At 67.8% G+C, this 22,361-nt stretch carries 21 protein-coding genes; 7 read left to right on the top strand and 14 right to left on the bottom strand.

All coding sequences use genetic code 11. The annotated features are described in order from the left end of the window. Positions 1-49: 49 nt before the first annotated feature. From EZ242_RS18405 to EZ242_RS18395, 3 genes are read right to left on the bottom strand one after another with little or no spacing between them, the layout of a single operon-like run. Positions 50-1,240: an MFS transporter gene (locus EZ242_RS18405; protein WP_135286660.1), complete on the bottom strand. Its 1,191-nt coding sequence runs from the start codon at positions 1,238-1,240 to the stop codon at positions 50-52. Between the two features lie 50 nt (positions 1,241-1,290). Then, positions 1,291-2,274, bottom strand: a complete 984-nt coding sequence (locus EZ242_RS18400) for a Bug family tripartite tricarboxylate transporter substrate binding protein (protein WP_135286659.1) — start codon at positions 2,272-2,274, stop codon at positions 1,291-1,293. Beyond that, positions 2,271-3,356 carry a dihydroorotate dehydrogenase gene (locus EZ242_RS18395; RefSeq protein WP_135286658.1) on the bottom strand — a complete coding sequence of 362 codons (1,086 nt, stop codon included), beginning with the start codon at positions 3,354-3,356 and terminating at the stop codon, positions 2,271-2,273. Before EZ242_RS18395 ends, EZ242_RS18400 begins: the two co-directional genes overlap by 4 nt. Positions 3,357-3,733: 377 nt before the next feature. On the opposite strand from EZ242_RS18395, the gene EZ242_RS18390 reads away from it, so the two are divergent. Next, positions 3,734-4,159 (top strand): MarR family winged helix-turn-helix transcriptional regulator, encoded by a 426-nt coding sequence (locus tag EZ242_RS18390; protein WP_240787158.1) that lies wholly within the window; start codon positions 3,734-3,736, stop codon positions 4,157-4,159. Positions 4,160-4,204: 45 nt separating this feature from the next. On the opposite strand, the gene EZ242_RS18385 is transcribed toward EZ242_RS18390, so the two are convergent. The 11 genes from EZ242_RS18385 to EZ242_RS18335 are packed head-to-tail and all read right to left on the bottom strand — an operon-like array spanning position 4,205 to position 13,723. Continuing rightward, on the bottom strand, positions 4,205-4,906 hold the full coding sequence (locus EZ242_RS18385; RefSeq protein ID WP_135286656.1) for an SDR family oxidoreductase: 702 nt from the start codon (positions 4,904-4,906) through the stop codon (positions 4,205-4,207). A 36-nt stretch (positions 4,907-4,942) separates the two neighbouring features. Beyond that, positions 4,943-5,710: an ABC transporter permease gene (locus tag EZ242_RS18380; RefSeq protein ID WP_135286655.1), complete on the bottom strand. Its 768-nt coding sequence runs from the start codon at positions 5,708-5,710 to the stop codon at positions 4,943-4,945. After that, the gene (locus EZ242_RS18375) at positions 5,707-6,513 is read right to left on the bottom strand and encodes an ABC transporter ATP-binding protein (protein WP_135286654.1); all 807 of its coding nucleotides are present in this window, start codon (positions 6,511-6,513) and stop codon (positions 5,707-5,709) included. The genes EZ242_RS18380 and EZ242_RS18375 overlap by 4 nt, the downstream gene beginning before the upstream one ends. Then, positions 6,510-7,535, bottom strand: coding sequence for an ABC transporter substrate-binding protein (locus tag EZ242_RS18370; RefSeq protein ID WP_135286653.1), 1,026 nt, complete (start codon positions 7,533-7,535; stop codon positions 6,510-6,512). The genes EZ242_RS18375 and EZ242_RS18370 overlap by 4 nt, the downstream gene beginning before the upstream one ends. 46 nt (positions 7,536-7,581) lie before the next feature. Continuing rightward, positions 7,582-8,223 carry an isochorismatase family protein gene (locus EZ242_RS18365; protein ID WP_135286652.1) on the bottom strand — a complete coding sequence of 214 codons (642 nt, stop codon included), beginning with the start codon at positions 8,221-8,223 and terminating at the stop codon, positions 7,582-7,584. Further along, the gene (locus EZ242_RS18360; protein WP_135286651.1) at positions 8,220-9,263 is read right to left on the bottom strand and encodes a 2,5-dihydroxypyridine 5,6-dioxygenase NicX family protein; all 1,044 of its coding nucleotides are present in this window, start codon (positions 9,261-9,263) and stop codon (positions 8,220-8,222) included. Before EZ242_RS18360 ends, EZ242_RS18365 begins: the two co-directional genes overlap by 4 nt. Positions 9,264-9,305: 42 nt before the next feature. Further along, positions 9,306-10,283: an amidohydrolase family protein gene (locus EZ242_RS18355; protein WP_135286650.1), complete on the bottom strand. Its 978-nt coding sequence runs from the start codon at positions 10,281-10,283 to the stop codon at positions 9,306-9,308. Between the two features lie 19 nt (positions 10,284-10,302). After that, on the bottom strand, positions 10,303-10,818 hold the full coding sequence (locus EZ242_RS18350; RefSeq protein ID WP_135286649.1) for an aromatic-ring-hydroxylating dioxygenase subunit beta: 516 nt from the start codon (positions 10,816-10,818) through the stop codon (positions 10,303-10,305). After that, positions 10,815-12,125 (bottom strand): aromatic ring-hydroxylating dioxygenase subunit alpha, encoded by a 1,311-nt coding sequence (locus tag EZ242_RS18345; RefSeq protein ID WP_135286648.1) that lies wholly within the window; start codon positions 12,123-12,125, stop codon positions 10,815-10,817. The genes EZ242_RS18350 and EZ242_RS18345 overlap by 4 nt, the downstream gene beginning before the upstream one ends. Positions 12,126-12,152: 27 nt before the next feature. Next, positions 12,153-13,409 carry an NAD(P)/FAD-dependent oxidoreductase gene (locus EZ242_RS18340; RefSeq protein WP_135286647.1) on the bottom strand — a complete coding sequence of 419 codons (1,257 nt, stop codon included), beginning with the start codon at positions 13,407-13,409 and terminating at the stop codon, positions 12,153-12,155. Continuing rightward, positions 13,406-13,723 carry a non-heme iron oxygenase ferredoxin subunit gene (locus EZ242_RS18335; protein WP_135286646.1) on the bottom strand — a complete coding sequence of 106 codons (318 nt, stop codon included), beginning with the start codon at positions 13,721-13,723 and terminating at the stop codon, positions 13,406-13,408. The genes EZ242_RS18340 and EZ242_RS18335 overlap by 4 nt, the downstream gene beginning before the upstream one ends. 396 nt (positions 13,724-14,119) lie before the next feature. Here EZ242_RS18335 and EZ242_RS18330 point away from each other — a divergent pair, with 396 nt between their 5' ends. From EZ242_RS18330 to EZ242_RS18305, 6 genes are all read left to right on the top strand, one after another. Further along, positions 14,120-15,229, top strand: a complete 1,110-nt coding sequence (locus EZ242_RS18330; RefSeq protein WP_135286645.1) for a TRAP transporter substrate-binding protein — start codon at positions 14,120-14,122, stop codon at positions 15,227-15,229. 27 nt (positions 15,230-15,256) lie between these two features. Further along, entirely contained in the window at positions 15,257-17,638 is a 2,382-nt protein-coding gene (locus EZ242_RS18325; RefSeq protein WP_135286644.1) for a xanthine dehydrogenase family protein molybdopterin-binding subunit, read from the top strand. Then, a complete protein-coding gene (locus tag EZ242_RS18320) occupies positions 17,635-18,495 on the top strand; it encodes an FAD binding domain-containing protein (RefSeq protein WP_135286643.1) in 861 nt (286 codons plus the stop codon). Before EZ242_RS18325 ends, EZ242_RS18320 begins: the two co-directional genes overlap by 4 nt. Then, positions 18,492-19,787 (top strand): xanthine dehydrogenase family Fe-S subunit, encoded by a 1,296-nt coding sequence (locus EZ242_RS18315; RefSeq protein ID WP_135286642.1) that lies wholly within the window; start codon positions 18,492-18,494, stop codon positions 19,785-19,787. The genes EZ242_RS18320 and EZ242_RS18315 overlap by 4 nt, the downstream gene beginning before the upstream one ends. A 129-nt stretch (positions 19,788-19,916) precedes the next feature. Further along, positions 19,917-20,552, top strand: a complete 636-nt coding sequence (locus EZ242_RS18310; RefSeq protein ID WP_135286641.1) for a TRAP transporter small permease subunit — start codon at positions 19,917-19,919, stop codon at positions 20,550-20,552. Further along, positions 20,552-22,321: a TRAP transporter large permease gene (locus EZ242_RS18305; protein ID WP_135286640.1), complete on the top strand. Its 1,770-nt coding sequence runs from the start codon at positions 20,552-20,554 to the stop codon at positions 22,319-22,321. Before EZ242_RS18310 ends, EZ242_RS18305 begins: the two co-directional genes overlap by 1 nt. Positions 22,322-22,361 lie beyond the last annotated feature (40 nt).

Genomic DNA, 22,361 nt, shown 5'->3' with positions numbered 1-22,361 from the left:
CCGCCGGGGCGATGTCGCAGAACGGCGCATCGTTGGAGGCAGCTAAGCTCTACTCTGCCCGAAGGGGTCGCGCCCCACTCCGCGTCCCGGCAACGCTTCTGAACAGGGCATAGAGAACAAGAATGCCGATCGCCAAAGTGCTCGTCAGCAACAGCGGCGCAGCGGCCACACCGGACCAGTCCTGCACCAGCCCGGCAAGACCAGGAACCAGTCCGTGGCCCGCATATAGCCACAAGAAGAACACGGCCATTCCGGCCGCGCGTGTCGAAGGCTGAAGCACCTGGCCAGGCAGCGAGAGGATCAGTCCGACCGGCAGTCCGAGGACGAAGCCTGCAGCCACCGTCGCCGGTCCCGCCAGCTCTGGGACCGTTGCAGCCAGCAAGGTGCACCCGGCCCACCCGATGCAGCCGACCGAGAACAATGCCGTTGGCGCGTTCAGCTTGTGCGCCAGAACGCCGCCGAGCTGCACGGACACGACGACGGCCCAGGTCGCCGCAGCCACGGCCGATGCGGCCGTCGCAGTATCCATTCCAGCCGCAGCGAGGTACTGCGGCGAGAAGGACGTCATCGTGGCCAGGGCGCCATTGAAGGTGCCCCACATGGCACCCGCGATGCACACCAGAATCAGGGCGCGCCGGTCCAGACCGGCGGACTGTGCCTGCTGCCGTGCCGACGCTCGATCGTTCGGATGCGGCACGTACCGCATTGAAAGCAACAGAAGTGCCGCCGCCGGAACCAGCGCGGCGACCAGCAGGCAGGCCTGCCATCCGACCACGCCGGACAGGCGGCCGAACACGAGCAGCGCTAGGCCCATGCCAATGGGAAAGGAATTGCTGAAGATGGACATGGCCAGCGACAGTTCGCGCCCGGCGAACCAGTCGGTGACCATCTTCGACATGAGCACGTTGAGCAGCACCGCACCCACCCCGGACAGTGCGCGCCCCGCCGTGAGAACGCCCACTGAGCTGGCGCTGGCAGCGAGCAATCCGCCCAGCACCATCAATACCAGGCCGAACAGCACGACCCGCTTGTCACCCAGCCGGTGCCCGGCAGCGCCGGCGGGCAGCGCGAACGCGACACCCGGGAGGAAGTACAGCCCGATGAGGAATCCAAGCTCAGCGTAGCCCAGCGACAAGTCGTGCATCACGCCCGACGAGACGGACGGCAGCGACTGGAACTGGACCCCCATCGAGATCCGGGCAAGCGTGAGCAATGCAAGGGCGCGCCAGCGCACGTCCATTCAGCGTCCCTTGCCTTGCTCCGCGGGACTCCTGCACCGGCTGCCTGTCGTCACTGCGGCTTGATGTTCTCGCTCTTGACGATCTTCGACCAGCGCGCGCGTTCCGCATCGATGCGCTGACGGAAGCGTTCGGGCGAACCACCCACCGGCTCACCGACACTCGCCATCCTGGCAACGAACTCGGGCGATTTCAGCGCGTCGTTGAGCGCCGTGTTGATGCGCGTGATCACGCTTTGCGGCGTACCCTTCGGAACCACCAGGCCCATCCACGACCCCATGTCGTAGTCGCCCACGCCGAGCTCGCGCAAGGTGGGGACGTCGGGGAGCATGGACGAGCGCTTCTCCGAAGTAACGGCCAAGGCGTTGATCCGGCCTCCCTTGACCTGCGGCGCAGCGCTGGTCACCACGTCGATCATCACGTCCACACGGCCCGCGGCGAGGTCGGTGAGCGCAGGGCCGCTTCCCTTGTAGGGCACGTGTTGCCACTTGACGCCCTCCTGGCTCTGGAAGTGCTCGCCCATCATCTGAATCATGCTGCCGGTTCCAGCAGAAGCCATGTTCAAGCCAGACTTGCTGTCCTTGGACGCCTTCAGCAATTCGGGGACGCTCTTGACCTTCAGCGTCGGCGCGACGACGATCACGCCAGGCTGATTCAGGAACCAGACCACCGGTTCGAGCTTGTCCATGGGGTCGAAGTTGCGAGACGCATACACGTACGGACTCACGGTGAGCGGCCCCGAGCCACCCACGCCGATGGTGTAGCCGTCCGGCGCCGCATTGGCCACCTCCTCCAGGGCGAGCAGCCCCCCCACGCCGGGTTTGTTCTCGACGACGAAGTTGCCGCCGAGCGCCTTCGTCAGGGCATCCGCCATGAGGCGGCCCGCCAGGTCGGTACCACCCCCGGGGGCGAAACCGACCAGCACGCGCACGGGTTTCGTGGGGTACGCATCCTGTGCTTGCACCGGTGCCGAAAGGCCGATCACGGCGAGGCCGCCGAGGGCGGCGAGAAGTCTGCGACGGAACATGAGTTTCATGAATTGACTCCTGGGGTTGACGGGCTGCGGGATTCAGGGTGGATAAAGTTCTGCCAATAGCCGGGGCGCGATGGCTGGTCCGTGTAGGCGGTGAGCTTGTCGGCGGCTTCACCGACGATCTGCTCGACGGTCACTCCGTGGCGGTCCAGGTAGCCAGAGAGCTCCTCGATGCTCTGGCGCAGGATCTGCGGCCCCTGCACCATCACCGCGCTCGTCATTTCGGCTGCCCGGGCACCGGCAAGCAGCATCCGGACCACGTCGTAGCCGTCGCGGCAGCCATTCGTGCCGATCACATGACAGTCGGCTCCCAGTCTCTTGCGCGTGTACGCCAGCCAGCGGCAGGTCACGGCCAGTGACCAGGAGCCCCCGATGGCAGCGATGGTGCCCAGGAAGGGTGCGCGGGTTTCGATATCGGGAACCATGGCGAGCGTCCGGTCGATGAAGTTCACCGCGTCCGCGCCCGCACTGGTCGCTGCCTCGGCGAGGCGCGAGACGTCCTCCACCTGGCCGGGCAACTTGATCCACAGCGGGATCTTCACGGCGGCGCGAAGCTTGGACACGACGTCGGTAACGCCTTGCGTGTCACGCACCATCGCGATGGCGCCACGCGCCGCCTGCTCGCCGTGCACGGCCGCCACGAGCACGTCGATCGCGGGCAGGCCGGCCTGCTCCATCTCACGCGCCATGCGAATGCATTCGTCCACGTTGTTGAGGATGAGGCTGCCCACGACGTAGCTGCCCATGGCGCGCGCTTCGCGGTCCACGGTCGCCAGCGTCTCGACCCATTGGTCGAAGGGCTGCGGCTGCAGGCCCGAACGGCAGAACAGCTGCGCGTCGGGCGGCGGCTTGTCGTTCCAGGGAAGCGGATTCCAGCGGCTGTCGAAAAGAAGGTAGTCCGTGTGATTGAGCTGGTCCCGGGCGCCCTGGGATTCGTTCGCGGACTTCGCGATCACCGCCCCCACCCCCGCGCGAAGGGCAGCACGGATTCCGTCGGCCGTCATCGTCGCCTCACCCGACCCGGCGATCACCGGATTCTTCAGATCCAGCCCACCCGCGCGGATGCGCAGCTTGTCTGTGCTCATGCGATAACCCTCCTAGGTTGAAAACTATGCCAGTGCACTGAGTAAAGTCTAGTTCTGGATCCCGTGAATCACAAGCGACTTCGATCTTGAGGTAAACCCTTACTGCGCATCTCGACAGTGGAAAAAGCAAGGTTCATGCTCGTCTTTGTCGAACGGATCCGCATCATCCATATACGCATGTGTGCTGAGTATCTATTCACCTGCGCAAGCGGTACCGAGCGCGTGCCTCATGCGGTGCAGCGGCCGGTACACTCCCCGCGGCACAACAACGAGATGCTCCAGCGATGACCACGAGCCGCGCTTCCGGCAAGAGAACAAAGGCTTCGCAGCCGCCCAGCGCGCCGCCATCCGAAACCTCGTCCGCACTGCGGCAGGTGATGTGGTCCCGGCCGGGGTTCCTGATCCGGCGGCTGCATCAGATCAACGATGCGCTGTACTTCGAGGAGTGCAAGGAGAACATCACGCCGGTGCAGTTCGGCATCCTCACGGCCCTGTCCACGAACCCGTGGCTCGATCAGAAGGCGATCGGGCGGGAGCTGGCGCTCGACCGGACCACCACGGCCCAGGTGCTGAGCCGGCTGGTGGACAAGGGGCTGGTCGAGGTGCGCGTCAACCCCGATGACCGGCGTTCGCGGCTTTCCGTGATCACCAAGGCCGGGCTGAACATCATGCGCGCGCTTCAGGACAGCATGTGGCAGTCGCAAGCCAGGCTGCTCAGCCCGCTGTCCGAAGCGGAGAAGACCGTGTTCATGAAGCTCGCGGCGAAAGTCGTGCAAGCGCACGAAGACATGGACAGCGCGTGATGGTCGCCGCGCCGTCGTCGTGAGACTTGCTGCGCCGCCTCGGACCTAGACCGACTTCACGATCCCGCCATCGACGCGAAGATTCTGTCCGGTGATGTAGCCACTGGCGTCGGACAGCAGGAACACCACGGTCTGCGCGATCTCCTGCGTCGTACCAAACCGCTGCATCGGGATTCTCGCCACCACCTCGGGCGTTTCGGGCCAGCTGTCGACGAAGCCCGGAAGGACGGAATTCATGCGGATCCCGTCCACCGCATGGCGCTCGGCGTACAGCCGCGTGAACGAGCTGAGTGCGGCGCGGAACACGGAGGAGACGGGCATCGACTGCTCCGGCATGGCGGCGGCGTAGCTGGAGATGTTGACCACCGCCCCTCCCCCCTGGCGCTGCATGATGGGCGTGACCTTGCGCATGGTGCGGATCACGTTCAGGAGCAGCATGTCCAGGCCCGCCTGCCAGCTGGCATCGTCCAGCGCGAGCAGATCACCCTTGGGTGGATGCCCGGTGTTGTTCACCACCGCGTCGATGCGGCCATAGCTGCGCATGGCCAGCTCCACGAGTGCGTCGAGGTCTTCCGAGCGCGTCACGGAACCTTGCATCCCGACGCCGCCCAGTTCGCGCGCCACCTCGACGGCATTGCTCGTGGACATGAGCGCGACCCGAAACCCGCGGGCGGCCAGTTCCCGGGCGATGGCGGCGCCTATGCCGCGACCGGCAGCGGTCACGACGGCAACTTTTTCTTCTTTCACGTCTGTCCTTGGTTGCGGGAAATGGAAGCGAGCCGCTCAGTCATGGACCACCCGCCAGGGCGTGGCCCTGCGCTCCATCCAGACCACCGCCCCATACAGGAGCATGCCCATGATGGCGAGCAGGAACACGGCGGCAAAGACACGCGCCGTGTCGAAGGTGCCCTGCGCGCTGAGGATCACATAGCCCAGCCCCCGCTGCGAGGCGACGAACTCCCCGACGATGGCGCCGACCAGCGACAAGGCGATGGCGACCTTCATGCCGGTCAGGATCGAGGGCAGCGCGCCGGGCAGGCGTACCTTGAGGAAGAAGTCGAGCGGCGAGCCCTTGAGCACGCGCCCGAGGTCCAGCACGTCCTGGGGGACGGAGCGCAGGCCGTGGACCGCGTCCACCAGCACCGCGAACACGGAGATGAGGAATGCCATCGCGATCTTCGGCTCGTAGCCCGTTCCCATCCAGATCACGAACAGGGGTGCGATCGCGACCTTGGGCACGCTGTTCAGGGCCACGATCATCGGATAGACCGCGTCGGTGAAATTGCGCGAGGCCACCAGCAGCATGGCCAGGCCGACGCCGACCAGCACGGCCAGCGCGAACCCGCCGAGCGTCGTGATCAGGGTGTAGTAGCAGTGGTCGAGGTACCAGCGCCACTCGCGTGCGAGCTCCAGCAGCACTGTCGACGGCGGCGGCAGGGTGATCGGCCGCACCTTCAGCACGTGCACGGCCACTTCCCACAGCACCAGCAGCACCACGAGGGCGGTTCCTCCCACCACGGCGCGGCGGGCTTTGTCGAGGGAAGTGCTCATGCGGCGTTCACCTCGCCTGCGGTCGCGGGCGGCTCCTTGATGAGGCCCATGTCGTTGAAGAGGGCGCGGATGCGCGCCGTGTACGCGCCGAACTTGTCCGTCTCGCGGTCGCCCAGACGGCGCGGTCGTGGCAGATCGACTTCGATGATGTCGGCCACCCGGCCCGGCCGCGGCGAGAAGACCACCACGCGGTCCGCCAGGAACACGGCCTCGGCGATGCCGTGCGTGACGAACACCACCGTGTTGCGCGTCTCCAGCCAGATGCGTTGCAGCTCGACGTTCATCTGGTCGCGCGTCAGGGCATCGAGTGCGCCGAAGGGCTCGTCCATCAGCAAGAGGCGCGGATCGTCGACGAGCGCGCGGCAGATCGCCGCGCGCTGGCGCATGCCCCCGGACAACTCGCGGGGATAGCGGTCGGCGAACTCGCTCAGGCCGGTGAGCGCCAGCAGGCCGGCCACGCGATCCCGGTAGTCCCGCACCGGCTTGCGGGCGAACTCCACCGGCAGCAGGATGTTGCGTTCGATGTTGCGCCACTCCAGCAACGCGTCGCGCTGGAACACCATTCCGATGTGGTCGGGCGGCCCATCGACCACCCGCCCGTCCACCTCCAGCTCGCCCCCCGTGATGCGCTCGAGCCCCGCGATGCAGCGCAGGAAGGTGCTCTTGCCGCAGCCGCTCGGGCCGAGGATGCTCACGAACTCGCCCGGCTTCACATCCAGCGAGACCTCCTCCAGCGCGGTGAGCGCGCGCTCCCCCGCGTAGACCTTGCCGACGCCGCGCGCCTGGATCGCGCTGGCGCTCACTTGGCGCCGCTGATCGCCGGCATGGGGCGAACCATCCCGGGCGCCACGAAGTCCGCGCCGTTGCGGATCGACTTGATCAGGTTGGCGTCCGTGAGCGTCTTGACCGCGTCGTTCCAGTCGGTGGCAACAGGCGCGCCCAGCGTCTGGCCGGCGGCCACGGGCAGGTTGAAGAAGCTGCGCAGCGACTCGATCTGTCCGCGCAGGATCTTCTTGTCCAGCTTGGCCTGCGGCCGCTGGGCGACGATCGCATCGACCGCCTCGTCCTCATGGCCGTTGTAGATGTATTGCCAGGCGGCGGCAGTGACACTGGCGAACTTCGCGATGGCTTCGCGCCTGCTGGCCAGCTTGCTCTCCGAGGTGAACAGGCCGAAGCTGGGCATCGGCAGCTTGTAGTCGGCGAAGCGGATGCTGTTGGACGGGCGCGGCTGCGCGACGATCGCCTCGAAGAAGGGAATGGTCGAGAAGACCGCGTCGGTGCGGCCGGAGACGTAAGTGCCCGCCTTGGCGGCGGCGTCCACGTTCACCAGTTCCAGGTCGCTGCGCTTCAGACCGCCGGCGGCGAGAAAGGCATCGATGAAAGGCGCTTCCAGCGAACCGGCCGTGTAGGCCACCTTCTTGCCCTTGAGGTCCGCCGGACCCTTGATCCCCGAATCCACGGGCACCAGCATGCCCAGGTCGCTGGTGCGTGCGAACACCGCCACCGCCTTCACCGGCAGGCCCTTGTCGCGGGCGATCATCATCGGGCCGAGGGCCGCGTGGCCCAGGTCGAACTGGTCACTGCTGCCGACGATCTGGACCGTGGTCACCGAGCCGTTGCCATCCTCGATCTCGACGTCGAGCCCCGCCGCCTTGTACCAGCCCTTCTGCTGGGCCAGGTGCATGGCCGCGTGCGCGCCCCAGGGTGTCCAGTCCAGGCGCACCTTGATCTTCTCGGGCGCCTGCGCCGATGCGGCGGCGGCGAAAGTCAGGGCCGCACAGGTAGCGAACACCCACACGAGGAATCGGCTGAGGGAGAGGGTCATGTTCGGTCTCCGGAAAGCGGGGTTGGAAAAGGAAGCGGTGGGCGCCTCAGGCACCGAGGGCGCGCGCATCCGGAGCCGTGGCCTCCAGCGCGGCGTCGCAGGTCATCAACGTGGCGTACTTCTGGTCCATGTCGAACAGGTTGGCGTCGTGGGCCTGCAGCGAGCGGTCGCCCACGCAATCCGTGACGACCAGCGGCCGAAAGCCGTGGCACATGGCGTCGACCACGCTGGCCCGCACGCATCCGCTGGTGGTGCAGCCGGCGACCAGCAGGGTCTGCACGCCGCGGCTGGCCAGCCAGCTTGCAAGTGGCGTGCCAAAGAAGCCGGACGGGTTGGTCTTGCGCACCACCAACTCACCGGCCACCGGCTGCAACTGCGGGACGATCTGGCTGCCGGGGCTGTCCTCGTGCAGGGCCAGCAGCGTGGGCACCTTGAGGGTGAAGATGTTGCCGTCGGCGCCGTCGTCCTGGTAGACGATGCGCGTGTGCGCGACCGGCCACTGCCGTGCCCGCGCCTGGGCGAGCAGCGTGCGGGTGGTCTCGATGGCCGTGCCGATGTTGCCGCCGCCAAAACTTCCCGGGTCGGCGAAGCCGTTGACGAAGTCGACGATGAGCAGACCATAGGGCGGCTTGGGCTCCATCCTGGCGCCAAAGCCCTGGTTGCGGTAGGTGGCTTCGTCGCTTCTCATTGGAACGCCTCGTCGAGAACCTTGCCGTCGCGCACCACCACCGTGTCGTCCACGCGTACCGTGCAGTTGCGCAGCGGAATGTCCAGGTGGCAGGCTGTCTTGCGCTGCCCGCCGACCTCGTTGTTGGGGCCGAGCGAGAACATGAAGTTGCCCTCGAACGAGCGCGCGTCCATCGCGATGGTCTGCTCGCGGTCGTAGAGCGACAGCGTGTGCCAGTGGCAGCGCGGCTGCATGCCCCAGCCGATGTGCGACATGGCATAGGCCTCCGGGTCCTTGTAGGCCTCCATGAACTCCCGCATGAGGTCGGCGTCGATGCCGCCCTCGATGCTGCGAACGAAGCCTTCGCTGACCTTCAGAGTGATCTTGTCCGAGGCGTAGGTCTTCTGCGGCAGCAGGATGTCGCCCTTGTCGATCACGATGGTGCCGTCGCTGCCGCCCTCGTTGGCGAAGGTGAACAGGAAGCCGCTGGGCCAGTGGTCCCAGCGCCCGGGTTCCTCGCAGAACGCGTATTCACAGACGGTGGGGAAGTCGCCGATCTTGAAGGTGACGTCGGTGCCCGCGGGCGAGGTGACGTGCATGGTTTTGGCGCGCTTGAGCAACTGCGAGGCGGCCAGCACGCGCTGGCGGTCGGCCTCGGTGGGCACCGTGCGCACGAGCACCTCCGGCGGCTCGACGGCCAGCAGGATCTTGGTGCCCGATTCCAAAATGTCCATCTGCTCGGGCGAGAACAGCAGCAGCATCAGGTCCAGCACGATGTCGCTGTTCTTCAAGGCCGCGATGGCGGCCTTGTTGCCGGTGAGCGGGGTCTCGCCGAGATAGTTGAGCAGGTCGCGGCTGGTGGCCTTCTCGGCATTGATCGGCGGCAGCTCGATCTTGGTGACGATGGCCCCGGCACGCTGCGCGGAGACGGTGGCCGCGCGCAGCGTCAGCGGGTGCGTGTGCGGGCCGCACAGGATCGAGACGGTCTGGCCCGCCTTGACTTGGCTGAGCCTGAGCACTTCGTCCCAGGCGCTGATCATCTGGTGGTCACTGACGGGCATGGTTCGTCCTTTCTGCGTTGAGGACCAGGGAGGGGAAAACGGTCAGCGGTCGCCGCCGGCCAGCTTGAAGATCCGCCGCGCGTTGCCGTGGCAGACCAGGGCGCGGGTGCGGTCATCCAGCGGGGCCTGCTCGATGAACTCGCAGGCCTGCGCTGTCGATTCGTAGGGGTAGTCCACGGAGAACAGCACGCCTTCGGCGCCCATTTCGCCGATGGCGCCGACCAGCGAGGGCGCCGAGCACACGCCCGAGGTCGTGATCAGGATGTTGCTGCCGAAGTATTCGCTGGGCTTGCGGGCCAGCTCGACGCCCATTGGATACGCGGCGAAGCGGCTGTCCATGCGCCAGCGCTGGAACGGCAGGAACTCGCCCATGTGACCCAGCAGCAGCAGCAGCCGGGGAAAGCGATCGAACACCCCGCCGAAAAGCAGCCGCAGCGCATGGCCCGCGGTCTCGACACCCCAGCCCCAGGTGGCGCCATGCAGCACGGGCATGCCCTCGAGCAGCGCCGGCACCTGGCTGAAGCTGGCGGGGTGCAGGTAGATGGGGACGTCCAGCGCCTGCGCCCGCTCCCAGAACACGTCGAAGGCGGTGCCCTCGTAGTAGCGGCCCAGGGTGTGGCCGTTGACCATCGCGCCCTTGAAGCCGTGCTCGCGCACGGTGCGCTCCAGCTCGTCGGCGGCCGCCTTGGGGTCCTGCAGCGCCACATGGGCGAAGGCGCCGTAGCGCGTCGGATGCCGGGCGACGCGCTCGGCCAGGAACTCGTTGTTCTCGCGCGCGCGGCGGATCGCCAGCGCCGCGTCGGCCTCGGCCTGCACACCCGGGGCGGTCTGCGACAGGACCACGTATTCGATGTTGCCCGCGTCCATCTCCCCGATGCGCTGCGAATCGAAGTCGGTGAGCCGGGCGCCGAGGTCGGCGCGCACCTCGGGGGTGAGCAGCTGGGTGAAGCCGACGGAGTACTCGGCGAAGCCGGGCGCGGAGAAGTGCTCCTCCAGCGCGATCTTGGGTGTGCGGTTCATGCGGGTTCCCTCGATGCACTCAGACGGGGTAGGCCAGCGCGGTCGCGAGCACCTCGGTGTCATGGACCACCTGGCGGTCCGCCAGCAGCAGCTGCTCGCCACGGCGCACGAAGCGGTCGTAGAACGTGCCGGCCAGGTGCACGGTGGAGGGCCCCTCGATCAGCGTCTGCACCAGGATGAACGGCGTCTGCGCCTCGATCACCCCGTCGGCTTCATCGACCACGCGCGTGGTGCCCAGCATGTGCAGCATGTGCCGCGGCGCGAACATCTGCGAGTGCGCCACCGCCAGCGCGCGGTCACGGATCATGTCGGCGCCTTCGCAGTACACGAGGCCGACCGGCATGTCCAGCAGCGCGTTCTCGCGCGAGGTCACGCGGTACGTGGCGTCCTCAGAAAAGAAGTCCGGCCAGCGCTCGACATCGTTGGCGTCCAGCGCCGCGCAGTACTCGGCGTTGAAGGCCTCGATCTCGGCCCGCAGCACGGCGGCGCGCTGCGGCGAGACGGTGGCGGGGCGGTAGGCGAGTCTTTCCTTCATTGGGCGGCTCCTGCGACGGGGATGCCCATGACCCCGCGGTAATGCTCGTACAGCGAGCGGATGCACGACTCCGAGATCAGCCCGTTGGAGGTGCCGACGTTGCCGGAGTCGAGCTTGAGGATGTTGACGTCCGTGCTGGAACGGCGCAAGCCTTCCTGGACGAACTTCATGGCCTCGTTGTCCTCCAGGCCCAGGAACCCGGCAGGGCCCATCAGGTTGCCCTGGCGCAGGCGGTGGCGCGTCATCTCGGGGGTGTCGTCCTCGTAGCCGAACATCGTCCACTGCATGATCATGCTGTGGGGACCGTTGGGGATGATCTGCCGCACGCCGAGCGTGTTCATCTCGCGCTGCACCACGAGGTTGGGCCAGATGGTCATCATGGTCACCGACCAGGGCGAGTCGAATTCGCGCACGAACTCCAGGAAGCGCTCGTCGCGCAGGCGCAGCTTGTCGTGGAAGGAGCGCATCTCGGCCTTGGTCTCGGCCGACACGGCGGCGTACTTGTCCTCCGGCTTGGCGGATCCCATGTAGGCATGGCGGCCATGCGCCTTGTCGGCGAGCATGATCGACTTGTTGCCGGCCACCAGCAGGCCGAACACCACCAGGAACGAGTGCAGCAGGGTCGCGTGGTACGGGTCCTTGAGGTTCTCGTGGTACATCTTCCAGTTGCACGGAAGCTCGTTGCGGTAGTAGCCCAGGATCTTGAGCTTCTTGCCCGTGAAGGTGACGTCGAACTCGTCGACGATGTCCTGCGTGAGGTACTCCTCCAGCGGTGGCGTCTTGTCCGAATAGGTGGCGAACACCACCCCGTTGCGCGTGGTCACGCGCAGCTGGCGGGCGCCGTGCTCGGCGTTCTGGAAATCCTTGGGCATGCCGCCCTGCTTGTTGACTCCGCGCTTGAAGGGCACGCCCTGGAGATTGCCCTTGAGGTCATAGGACCACTGGTGGTAGGGGCAAACGAACTCCTTGGCGTTGCCCTGGTTGCTGCGGCAGAACTCCGCCCCCCGGTGGGCGCAGCGGTTCTCGAACACGGAGATGGCGTTGTCTTCGGCGCGGGCGATGACCACCGGCACCGAACCGACGTAGCCGCGCTTGTAATCGCCCGGATTGGGAATCTCGGCCTCCAGCGCCACGAAGCTCCAGGTCTCGCCCCGGAAGATGCGGTCCATCTCGCGGTCGTACAGGTCCTGGCTCGTATAGACCCAGTCGGGAATGGTGTGCAGGGCATCGGCGGGCCAGATGCATTGGTCGAGCGGCGGGTTCTTTGCGGCATCGGTCACGCCGATGACAGACTGCGATTGGTACATGGAGGCTCCCGTTGGGTCGCGGTGAAGTTAGGGGGTGGCCGCGGCGTCGGCCAGCGACTGCTTGGCCCAGGCACGCAGGTTGAGGTTGTCCTGGCCGAACTCGTGCATGGGCACCGGCCGGGCGCGGTCGAACAGGGGACGCAGGGCGCGAAGCTCGCCGCCGGCATTGAGCGCCACGCCGTGCACGGGCACGCCGCCGCGATGGCCGATCCAGAGGGCCTTGCCGCTGGCGGGGTCGCCCCGGCGAACGTAGACGAGGTCGGCGGCGGGCAGTCCCAGCATCTGCAGGTTGTGCCGTCCCTGCTCGGTCCAGAACCAGGGATAGGGCGGCACCGGCGGCGCCGAGCCGAGCATGGCGGCAGCGGCGATGCGGGCCTGCTCGTTCGCGTTCTGCCAGGACTCCATGCGCGTGGGCTGCTGCTGCCCGGGCCGCAGCTGGCTCGCGCAGTCGCCGCAGGCATAGACGTGCGCATCGCTGGTGCGGCAGAAGGCGTCCACCAGAACGCCGCCACCGGGCGCGATGGCGAGGCCGGCCTCACGGGCCAGCGCATCGTTGGGCGACATGCCGATGCAGACCAGCAGCTCGTCCACTTCCAGTCGCTCACCGCCCTGCGTGAGCAGCAGCAGCGGGCCCTCGCCAGTGGTTTCGGCGCAGCTCACGGACGCTCCCAGCCGCAGCTGCGCGCCTTCACTGCGCAGCGTGGCTTCTAGCCAGGCCGAGACCTCTGCCGGCAGGAAGCGCGTCAGCAGCGCGGGCGCGCTCTCGATGACCGTCACCGAGGCGCCGGCCGCCAGCGCCGAGTGCGCGACCTCCAGGCCGAGGAAGCCGCCCCCCACGATCGCGATCCGGGGCCGCGCCTGTAGCGACAGGCGCAGCCGCCGCGCGTCGTCCAGCGTGCGCAGGTAGTGGATGCGCTCGCCGCCGCAGGGCGCCCAGGCAAGCAGGCGCGGCTCGCCGCCGGTGGCCAGCAGGCACTGGTCGTAATCGATGGCCTGGCCGTTCGCGAGGTGCAGCCGCCGCTGCGCGGGCTCCATTCGCACGACGTCGGCGCCGCTGAGCAACTCCACGTTGCAGCGCAGCCAGGCCTCCTCGGCCAGGACGTCCAGGCGCGGCTCCTCGGCCCCGACCAGCACCGCCTTGGACAAGGGCGGTCGCTCGTAGGGCCGGTGCAGCTCGCGCCCCGCCATGACGATGGCGCCGCCGTGGCCGCCCTCACGCAAGGCATGCGCGGCGACGGCCGCCGACTGGCCGGCCCCCACGATGACGACGCGCCCGGTGGTCACTGGCTGTCTGGCGAACGGACGTAGATGTCGTCGCCTTCCTGCTTGACGGCGTGCGTGCGCACGTCGACGGTGACGGGCGCGCACATCGCCTTGCCGGTGCGGATGTCGAACCGCCCCTGGTGCAGCGGGCACTCGATGCAACCGTCCTCGACATAGCCCTCCGACAGCAGCGCCTCGGCATGCGTGCACATGTTGTCGGTCGCAAAGAACTCGCCGTCGCAGCGATACAGCGCGATGCGGTGCCCCGCCACGTTCACCGCCTTCACTTCGTCATCGCCGAGCTCTTGCGCGCCGGCAACCTTGATCCATTCCATCGGCTCATCCAGTCGCGGCGATGCCGCGCGAAGTAGATTAGTCAGTACACGTCCATATTACCGCCAGATCGCACTGACGTTCAAGGGGGTCGCCCCTCCGGGTTTTCGAGAGTCCTGCGCTGCCCGACCGTGCAGAACCAAACCCACCCCAGCAGCACCGCCACAGGGAGCGCGGGATTTCCGGGGCACCATCTTGGGGTTCGGGTTTGTACTAGCCAAGGGGGGCTTCCAGTGGCCGGCCCATGCTTCCATAATCGATCAGTACACTGCCCAATCGCGGCCCCGGACATGCCTTTCGACCTCATGGGAGGGTTGGCATCGAAGTTGCGACAGGCAGGTCGGTCGGCCGGTGTTTCCACGCCGGATCACGTTCTTCACCACACGTAGGAGCTTTCAATGCGACGTCGCGGATTCCTGGACAAGATGGCGGTAGCTGGAGGGGTGGGCGTCGCAGCGCTTGCCGCGCCGGCGGTTCATGCGCAAGCGCAGACGACCGTTCGCTGGCGCATGGCCACGGCATGGCCGAAGAGCCTGGACAACATGTACGGCTCGGCCGAGAACCTCTGCAAGCGCGTGGGCGAGCTCACGGGCGGCCGGTTCGAGATCCGGGCGTTCCCCAACGGCGAGATCGTGCCGGCGCCTCAGCTCATGGACGCGGTGAGCAACGGCACGATGGAATGCAACCACGTGCTGAGCTCGTTCTTCATCGGCAAGAACAGCGCGGTCGCCTTCGACGCCGGCCTGGCGTTCGGGCTGAACGCGCGCCAGCACAACGCATGGCTCTACAGCGGCGGCGGCATGGAGCACCTGCGCCAGCTGTACAAGAAGTACAACATCATCAACTTCCAGGTCGGCAACGTCGGCGTGCAGATGGGCGGTTTCTTCCGCAAGGAGATCAAGTCGGTCAAGGATCTGGAGGGCCTGAAGATGCGCATCGGCGGCATCGGCGGCATGGTGCTGGCCAAGCTCGGCGCCCAGCCCCAGCAGATCCCGCCCGGGGACATCTACCCGGCGCTCGAGAAGGGCGCCCTCGACGCGGCCGAGTGGATCGGCCCCTACGATGACCAGAAGCTTGGCCTGAACAAGGTGGCACCCTACTACTACACCCCCGGCTGGTGGGAAGGCAGCGCCTCGGTGACCAGCCATGTGAATCTGAACGCCTGGAACGCGCTGCCGCCGGAATTCAAGGCTGCGTTCGAGACCGCGGCGAACGAGCAGGCCATGCTCATGCTGGCCCGCTACGACGCCACCAACCCGAACGCCCTGCTGCAGCTGATCGCCAGCGGCGCCAAGGTGTCGTACTTCCCGCGCGACGTGATGGACGCCGCGTACAAGGCGTCGCAGCAGCTGTGGGCCGAGCTGAGCCAGAAGAACCCCGACTTCGCGACGATCTACAAGGACTGGCAGCCCTTCCAGGCGCGGCAGGTGAGCTGGTTCCGGGTGGCCGAGACGGCGCTGGACGGCTACACCTTCAACGCCGTCCAGGCCACTGCTGGCAATAAGTAAGCAAAGCAGCAGCGGCAGACAAAAAGCATGAATCAGGTTGAAACCCCGTCACGGGTTCTGAAGCCGGAGGGCATCGGGGCCCGGGTGCCGCGCAAGGAAGATGCGCGGCACCTGGCCGGCAAGGGAAATTTCGTCGGCGACATGGTGATGCCGGGCCTGCAGGAGGTCGCCTTCCTGCGCAGTCCGCTGGCGCACGCACGCATCACCGGGGCCGACATCCCGGAAGAACTCGCCGGCCGCGTGGTCCTGCGCGAGATGATGGCCGACGCTGCCGACATCGTCTCGCCGTCTTCCCTGCCCACCTACCAGAACTCGACGCAGCCGCCGCTCGCGAGCGGCAAGGTCCGCTTCGTCGGCGAGGCCGTGGCCATGGCCTACGCCCCCACGCGGGCGATCGCCGAGGACCTGCTGGAGCAGGTGCAGATCTCCTTCGACGAGCTGCCGGTCTTCCACGACTCGTGGTCGGCTCTCGCGGCCAAGGAGGAGCTTCTCCACCCGGGCTGGAAGGACAACCTGTTCATGACCTTGCGGGCCGATCGCGACTTCGATCAGCTGGCCGCCCAGGCCGAGGTCAAGGTGACGCGCACGATCGAGCTCTCCCGCCAGTGCATGGTGCCGATGGAAGGCAAGGCCGTGATGGCTTACTGGGACTTCCAGTCGCACCAGCTGGTCGTCGTCAGCGCCACGCAGGTGCCGCACCTGCTGCGCGCGGGGATCGCGCAGCACCTTGGCATGGGCGAGGAGAACGTCCGCGTCGTCTCGCCCGACGTCGGAGGTGCCTTCGGCTACAAGTGCGTCATGCACCCCGAAGAGCTGTGCATCGCCTGGCTCGCCAAGACCCACAAACGCCCGTTCCGCTACCTGGAAGACCGGCGCGAGCACCTGATCGTGGGCGCCAACACGCGCCAGCACCACTACCAGCTCACCGCCTATGCCGACCGCAGCGGCAAGCTGCTCGCGCTGGACGCCGTGATCACCATCGACGGCGGCGCGTATTCGTGCTGGCCGTTCAACATCGGCCTCGAGCCGGGGCAGGCGGTGGGCAACCTGCCCGGTCCGTATGCCTTCCGCGGCTATCGCTGCGAGACGCGCTGCGTCGGCACCAACAAGCCCGGCTTCATGCCGTACCGCGGCGTCGCGCGCACGGGCGTGTGCTTCGCCATGGAGCTGCTGATGGACGCGCTGGCGCGCGAAGTCGGCCGCGAGCCCTGGCAGGTCCGCATGGACAACCTGGTCAAGGGCGAGCAGATGCCCTACGTGAACGTCGCCAACAAGCACTTCGACAGCGGCGACTTCCCGGCCAGCCTCAAGCGGGCGGTCGAGATGATCGGGCTGGAAGCCGTGCGCGAGCGGCAGGCCCGCGGCGAGCCCGACGGCCGGCGCATCGGCGTCGGCACCGCCACCTACACCGAGCAGTCGGCCCACGGCACCTCCGTGTTCGCCACCTGGGGGCTGCCGGTCGTTCCCGGCTATGACCAGGCCATGGTCAAGCTCACGGCCGACGGCGGGCTCGAAGTGCGTGTCGGCGTGCACTCGCACGGCCAGGGCATGGAGACCAGCTTCTCGCAGATCGCGCACGACGTGCTCGGCGTGCCGGTGAACCGGATACGCGTCATCCACGGCGACACGGGGCAGACGCCTTTCTCCACGGGCACCTATGCCTCGCGCGCCACCGTGATGTCCGGCGGCGCCGTGGCCGTCGCCTGCAAGGAGCTGCTGCCGCGCGTGCAGGCGATCGCCGCCCACCTGATGGGCGTGGAGCCGCAGGCGGTCGCGCTGCTCGAAGGCCGCGCCTGGGCCGCCGAGAAATCGGTCACCCTGGCCGAGGTCGGGCACGCCTGGTACCTCAGCCCGCAGGACCTGCCGGACAACGTCAACCTCGGCGGACTCGAGGTGTCCCGGGCGTACAAGCCCAAGGTCGATACGGGCGCCTTCACCTATGCGAGCCAGGCCGCGGTGGTCGCGGTCGATACGGAGACGGGGGAAGTCGAGATCCTCGACTACGTGGTGGTCGAGGACTGCGGCACGATCGTCAATCCCATGATCGTCGAGGGCCAGACCATCGGCGGCATCGCCCAGGGCATCGGCACCGCAATGTACGAAGAGACGCCGTACGACGACCAGGGCCAGCCTCTGGCGTCCACGCTGGCCGACTACATCCTGCCGGGCGCCACCGAGGTGCCGCGCATCCGCATCGAGCATTTCGAGACGCCCTCGCCCAACACCGAGTTCGGCGCCAAGGGCATGGGGGAAGGCGGCGCCATCGCTCCGCCGGCGGTGATCTTCAACGCCGTGAACGACGCGCTTCGCGGCACCGGCGCCGCCGAGGTGCTCCTCACCCCGCTCACGCCGCGGCGCCTGCTCAAGGCGCTGGAGAGTGCCACCTTGCCAGAGGAAGTCGCCAAGTGAAGGCTGCGAGCTTCGGATACATGAGCGTCCTGGAACTGGACGAGGCGCTGCAGGCGCTGGCACGCAGCGAGGGGGCGGCCAAGGCCATGAGCGGGGGCCAGTCGCTCGGCCCCATGCTGAACCTGCGCCTTGCGCGGCCGCCGCAGGTGATCGACATCGCGGGCCTGCCTTTGCTGCGGCAGGTGAAGGCCGTTGCGGAAGGCATCGAGATCGGCGCCGGCGTCACGCACTCCGAGATCGAGGACGGACACCACGCGCCCCTGGTCGGCCATCCCATGCAGGGTGTGGCGGCCGGGATCGCCTACCGCGCCGTGCGCAATCGCGGCACGGTTGGCGGCAGCCTGGCCCATGCGGATCCGGCGGCTGACTGGGTGGTCGTGCTGCCCGCCCTCGGCGCGCGGGTCAGGTTGCGCTCGCCGCGCGGGGAACGCACGGTCGAGGCCGCCGGGTTCATGCTCGGCGCCTACACCACGGTGCTAGAGCCCGACGAACTCGTGACCGCGGTGATCGTGCCGCGGCATACGCCCAGCACGCGCTGGGGATACCACAAGCTGTGCCGAAAGCCCGGCGAATTCGCGGAAGCCAGTGCGGCGATCTACCTGGACGAGGCCGCTGGCGTCTCGCGCATCGTGCTGGGTGCGGTAGACGGCCCGCCGCTGCTGCTGGATGCACTCGCCTCGGCCGTTGCGCGCGACGGCGCCTCGGCAGCCTCGCGCGCACAGCTGCGCGCGGCGGTCGCCGCCGCGCTGCCGGAGCGCGATCCCATCGACCTCAAGATGTTCACGGCGTGCCTGGAGCGCGCGCTGGAGCACGCGGGCGTGGTCGCCCGCACCCAAGCCACTGGAGCCCCGACTTGAATACCGTCAGCCTGCACGTCAACGGCCGCGAGATCAGCGCCGAAGCGGAGCCGAGAACCCACCTGGGTGACTTCCTGCGCGACGAGCTGCGCCTGACGGGGACGCACCTGGGTTGCGAACATGGCGTCTGCGGCGCCTGCACCGTCCTCGTCGACGGCCAGCCGGTGCGCTCCTGCATCACCTTCGCGGTCGCCTGCGAGGGCCGCGAAGTCACCACCGTCGAGGGCTATGACAACGATCGGCTGATGCAGTTGCTGCGCGCCGCCTTCACGCGCCACCATGCGCTCCAATGCGGCTTCTGCACACCCGGCATGCTCGCCACTGCGCGCGACATCGTGCTGCGCCTACCGCAGGCCGACGAGGCCCGCGTGCGTCTGGAGCTGTCCGGCAACCTGTGCCGTTGCACCGGCTACCTGGGAATCGTGAACGCCGTGCTGGACGTTCTCCAGCAGCAGCGCGACGAGCCGGACGCCGAAGTGCTCCAGCTGCGCGAGAACCTGCGCTCGGACCGCAAAGCGGGGCCACGCGCACGCGTCGTGGCCCGTGCCGACGCGGCGGGTGCCGTCGCAGCGCAGCAGGTCCCGGCTTCGGCGGCATCGGTCGGTATTCCGATCGCCACGTCCGCCACGGGCGCCGCGCACCAGATGGTCGGAAAGACCGCGGCCACGGCGCCCGCCGCCCCTGCGGGTGCGGGTGCAGCGGCTGGTGCGGCTTCCGGTGCGGCTTCCGGTGCGAAGCCCAAGGGCAATCAGATCGAGGCTGCCTTCGACGTGCCGTTTCCGCTGGACGAGGTGTGGCGCTTCATGGGCGACCTGCCGGCCGTGGCCTCGTGCCTGCCGGGCGCGGCCATCGAATCGCAGGACGGCGACAAGGTGAAGGGGCGCATCGCGGTCAAGTTCGGCCCGATGGCGGCCGCCTTTGCCGGAGCCGCCCGGCTCGAGCGCAACGACGCGACCAAGGAGGCCGTCCTCAAGGGCGCCGGGCAGGACACGCTCAGCCAGTCACGCGCCCAAGGTGACATCGCCTACCGACTCGAAGGCACCTCGGCCGACAGCACCCGCGTGCACGTGGACATGGTGTATTCGCTGCAAGGGCCGCTGGCGCAGTTCTCCCGATCGGGCCTGGTGAAGGATTTCGTCCGCCGGATGGTGGCCGACTTCGGCCAGCAGGTGACGGTGCGGATGCGCGGCGGCAGCGCCGCTGCCGAGCCGCCGCGCCCGATCCCCATGGCGCGCATGGTCTGGGACCTGCTGTGGGGCCGGGTGCGGTCCTTGTTCGGCGGCCGCCGGTAGCGCCCGCCGCCGTGCCGCCCCCTGCCCGCTTCGCCGGCGCATGCCCACCGGGCCTGGCCGCAAGCCGGCGAGCCACCCTTCCTGCGCCGACTTCGACTCCAACCGCCCGGCCCTGCTGACACATCGACGATGCATTTCCTATTGAAGCTTTCAAGCCTCATCGACCGAGTGAACGAGCGCATCGGCCGGTGGGTGGCCTGGGCGGTCCTGGCGGCCGTGATCGTGAGCGCCGGCAACGCCATCGCGCGCAAGTTCTTCGGCAGTGGCTCCAACGCCTGGCTCGAACTGCAGTGGTACCTGTTCGGCGCGATCTTCCTGCTCTCGTCCGGCTACACCCTGCTGAAGAACGGGCATGTCCGCGTCGATGTGCTGTCCACCAGGCTGCCGCGTCGCACGCAGGTCGGCATCGATATCTTCGGCACGCTCTTCTTCCTGCTGCCGGCCGCCGTGTTGATCATGGTGCTGGGCTGGCCCATGTTCTGGGAGTCCTGGAGTTCGAAGGAGGTCTCGTCGAACTCCGGCGGGCTGATCCGCTGGCCGGCCAAGCTGCTGGTGCCGATCGGGTTCTGCCTCCTGCTCGCGGCGGCCCTGTCGCACCTGATCAAGTGCATCGCCTTCCTGCGCGGGCAAGGGCCGGACCCGGTGCCCGGCGCCGCAGCGCCGACCGAGGAGGAGCAGCTCGCGGCTGAACTGCGTGCCCGTGCCGAGGCCGAAACGGCCAATGTCGCCAGCACCCCGCTGACCGACAAAGGGGAGCGCCGCTGATGGAATTCCTGGCGCAAAACCTGGCTCCCGTCATGTTCGCGGCCCTGATCGCGATGCTGCTTCTCGGCTACCCCGTCGCATTCGCGCTGGCCGCCAACGGCATCCTGTTCGCCCTGATCGGCATGCAGCTCGACCTGCTGACGCCTGCGCTGTTCCAGGCCTTGCCGCTTCGTGTCTTCGGCATCATGACCAACGACACCTTGCTGGCCTTGCCCTTCTTCACGTTCATGGGGCTGATCCTGGAGCGCTCGGGAATGGCGGAGGACCTGCTCGACACGGTGGGCCAGCTGTTCGGCCCGGTGCGCGGCGGCCTCGCGTTCGCGGTGGTGGGCGTGGGCGCCCTGCTGGCCGCCACCACCGGCGTCGTCTCGGCCTCGGTGATCTCCATGGGCCTGATCTCGCTGCCCATCATGCTGCGCTACGGCTACGACCGACGCATCGCCACCGGCGTCATCGCAGCGTCCGGAACGCTCTCGCAGATCATCCCGCCGTCACTGACGCTGATCATCCTGGCCGACCAGCTCGGACGGTCCGTGGGCGACATGTACCGCGGGGCCCTGGTGCCCGGCCTGCTGCTCACGGGCATGTATGTGCTGTACGTGGGCATGCTGGCCTGGATGCGACCCAACCAGCTGCCGGCGCTGCCGCCGGAAGCGCGGCAGCTGCGCGAGCCCGACGGCTCCAGCGGCGTCTCCTCACTGCTGGTGCTGATGTCGCTCAGCCTCGCCGTCGCGGTCGCCGCCAATGAGGCCGTCGTCGGCAGCCAGGCCGCCGTGGACGAGAAGTTCGTGGCGGGGATGCTGACCTGGGGCCTGGTGGCTTTCGTCGTGGCCGGCCTGAACCGCGTGCTCCGGCTGGGGCTTCTGTCCAAGGCCGCCGAGCGCGTCACCTTCGTCATGTTCCCGCCCCTGTTCCTGGTGTTCCTGGTGCTCGGGACCATCTTCATCGGCATCGCCACGCCGACCGAAGGCGGTGCGATGGGCGCCGCCGGCGCGCTGATCCTGTCACTGGTGCGCCGGCGCATGAGCCTCACGCTGCTGCGGCAGGCGATGGAATCGACCACGCGGCTGACCTGCTTTGCGCTGTTCATCCTGGTCGGCTCGACCGTGTTCGCGCTCACCTTCCGCGCCGTCAACGGTGACCTCTGGGTCGAACACCTGCTGTCCAGCCTTCCGGGCGGGCAGCTGGGCTTCCTGATCTTCGCCAGCATCTTCATCTTCGTCGCCGCGTTCTTCCTGGACTTCTTCGAGCTGGCCTTCATCGTGGTGCCGCTGCTCGGGCCGGTGGCCGACAAGATGGGCATCGACCTCATCTGGTTCGGCATCCTGATTGCCGTGAACATGCAGACGTCGTTCATGCACCCGCCGTTCGGCCTCGCGCTGTTCTACCTGCGCTCCGTGGCGGCCAACCAGGACTACCTCGATCCGGTCACCCGGAAGATGATCCCGAGGGTGACAACCGGGCAGATCTACTGGGGCTCCATTCCGTTCATCGTGATCCAGCTGGTCATGGTGATCGTCGTGATGAGCTTCCCCGGCATCGTTCTGCACTACAAGGACGACGTCCCGAAGATCGACCCGTCCAAGGTGCGCATCGAGGTGCAGGGCGGTGGCGGCAAAGGCGATCCCTACGGGATCAGCTATCCGGGTGGCCCGGCGCCCGCTGGCCGCCCAAGCGACTCCCCGGGCGGGCGGCAGGACGCGCCCGCGGGAGGCAATCCTTACGAGTTGGCGCCCGCCTTGCCCGCAGCGCCGGCTCCCACGCAGTAGCCGCCTGTCGCATCATCCGACAGGGCGCTTTTTATCGAGG

Source organism: Ramlibacter rhizophilus, from assembly GCF_004681965.1.
Classification (GTDB): Bacteria; Pseudomonadota; Gammaproteobacteria; order Burkholderiales; family Burkholderiaceae_C; genus Ramlibacter; species Ramlibacter rhizophilus.
Note: the sequence above shows the minus strand (reverse complement) of the source record. Positions and strands in the feature narration are given on the sequence as shown.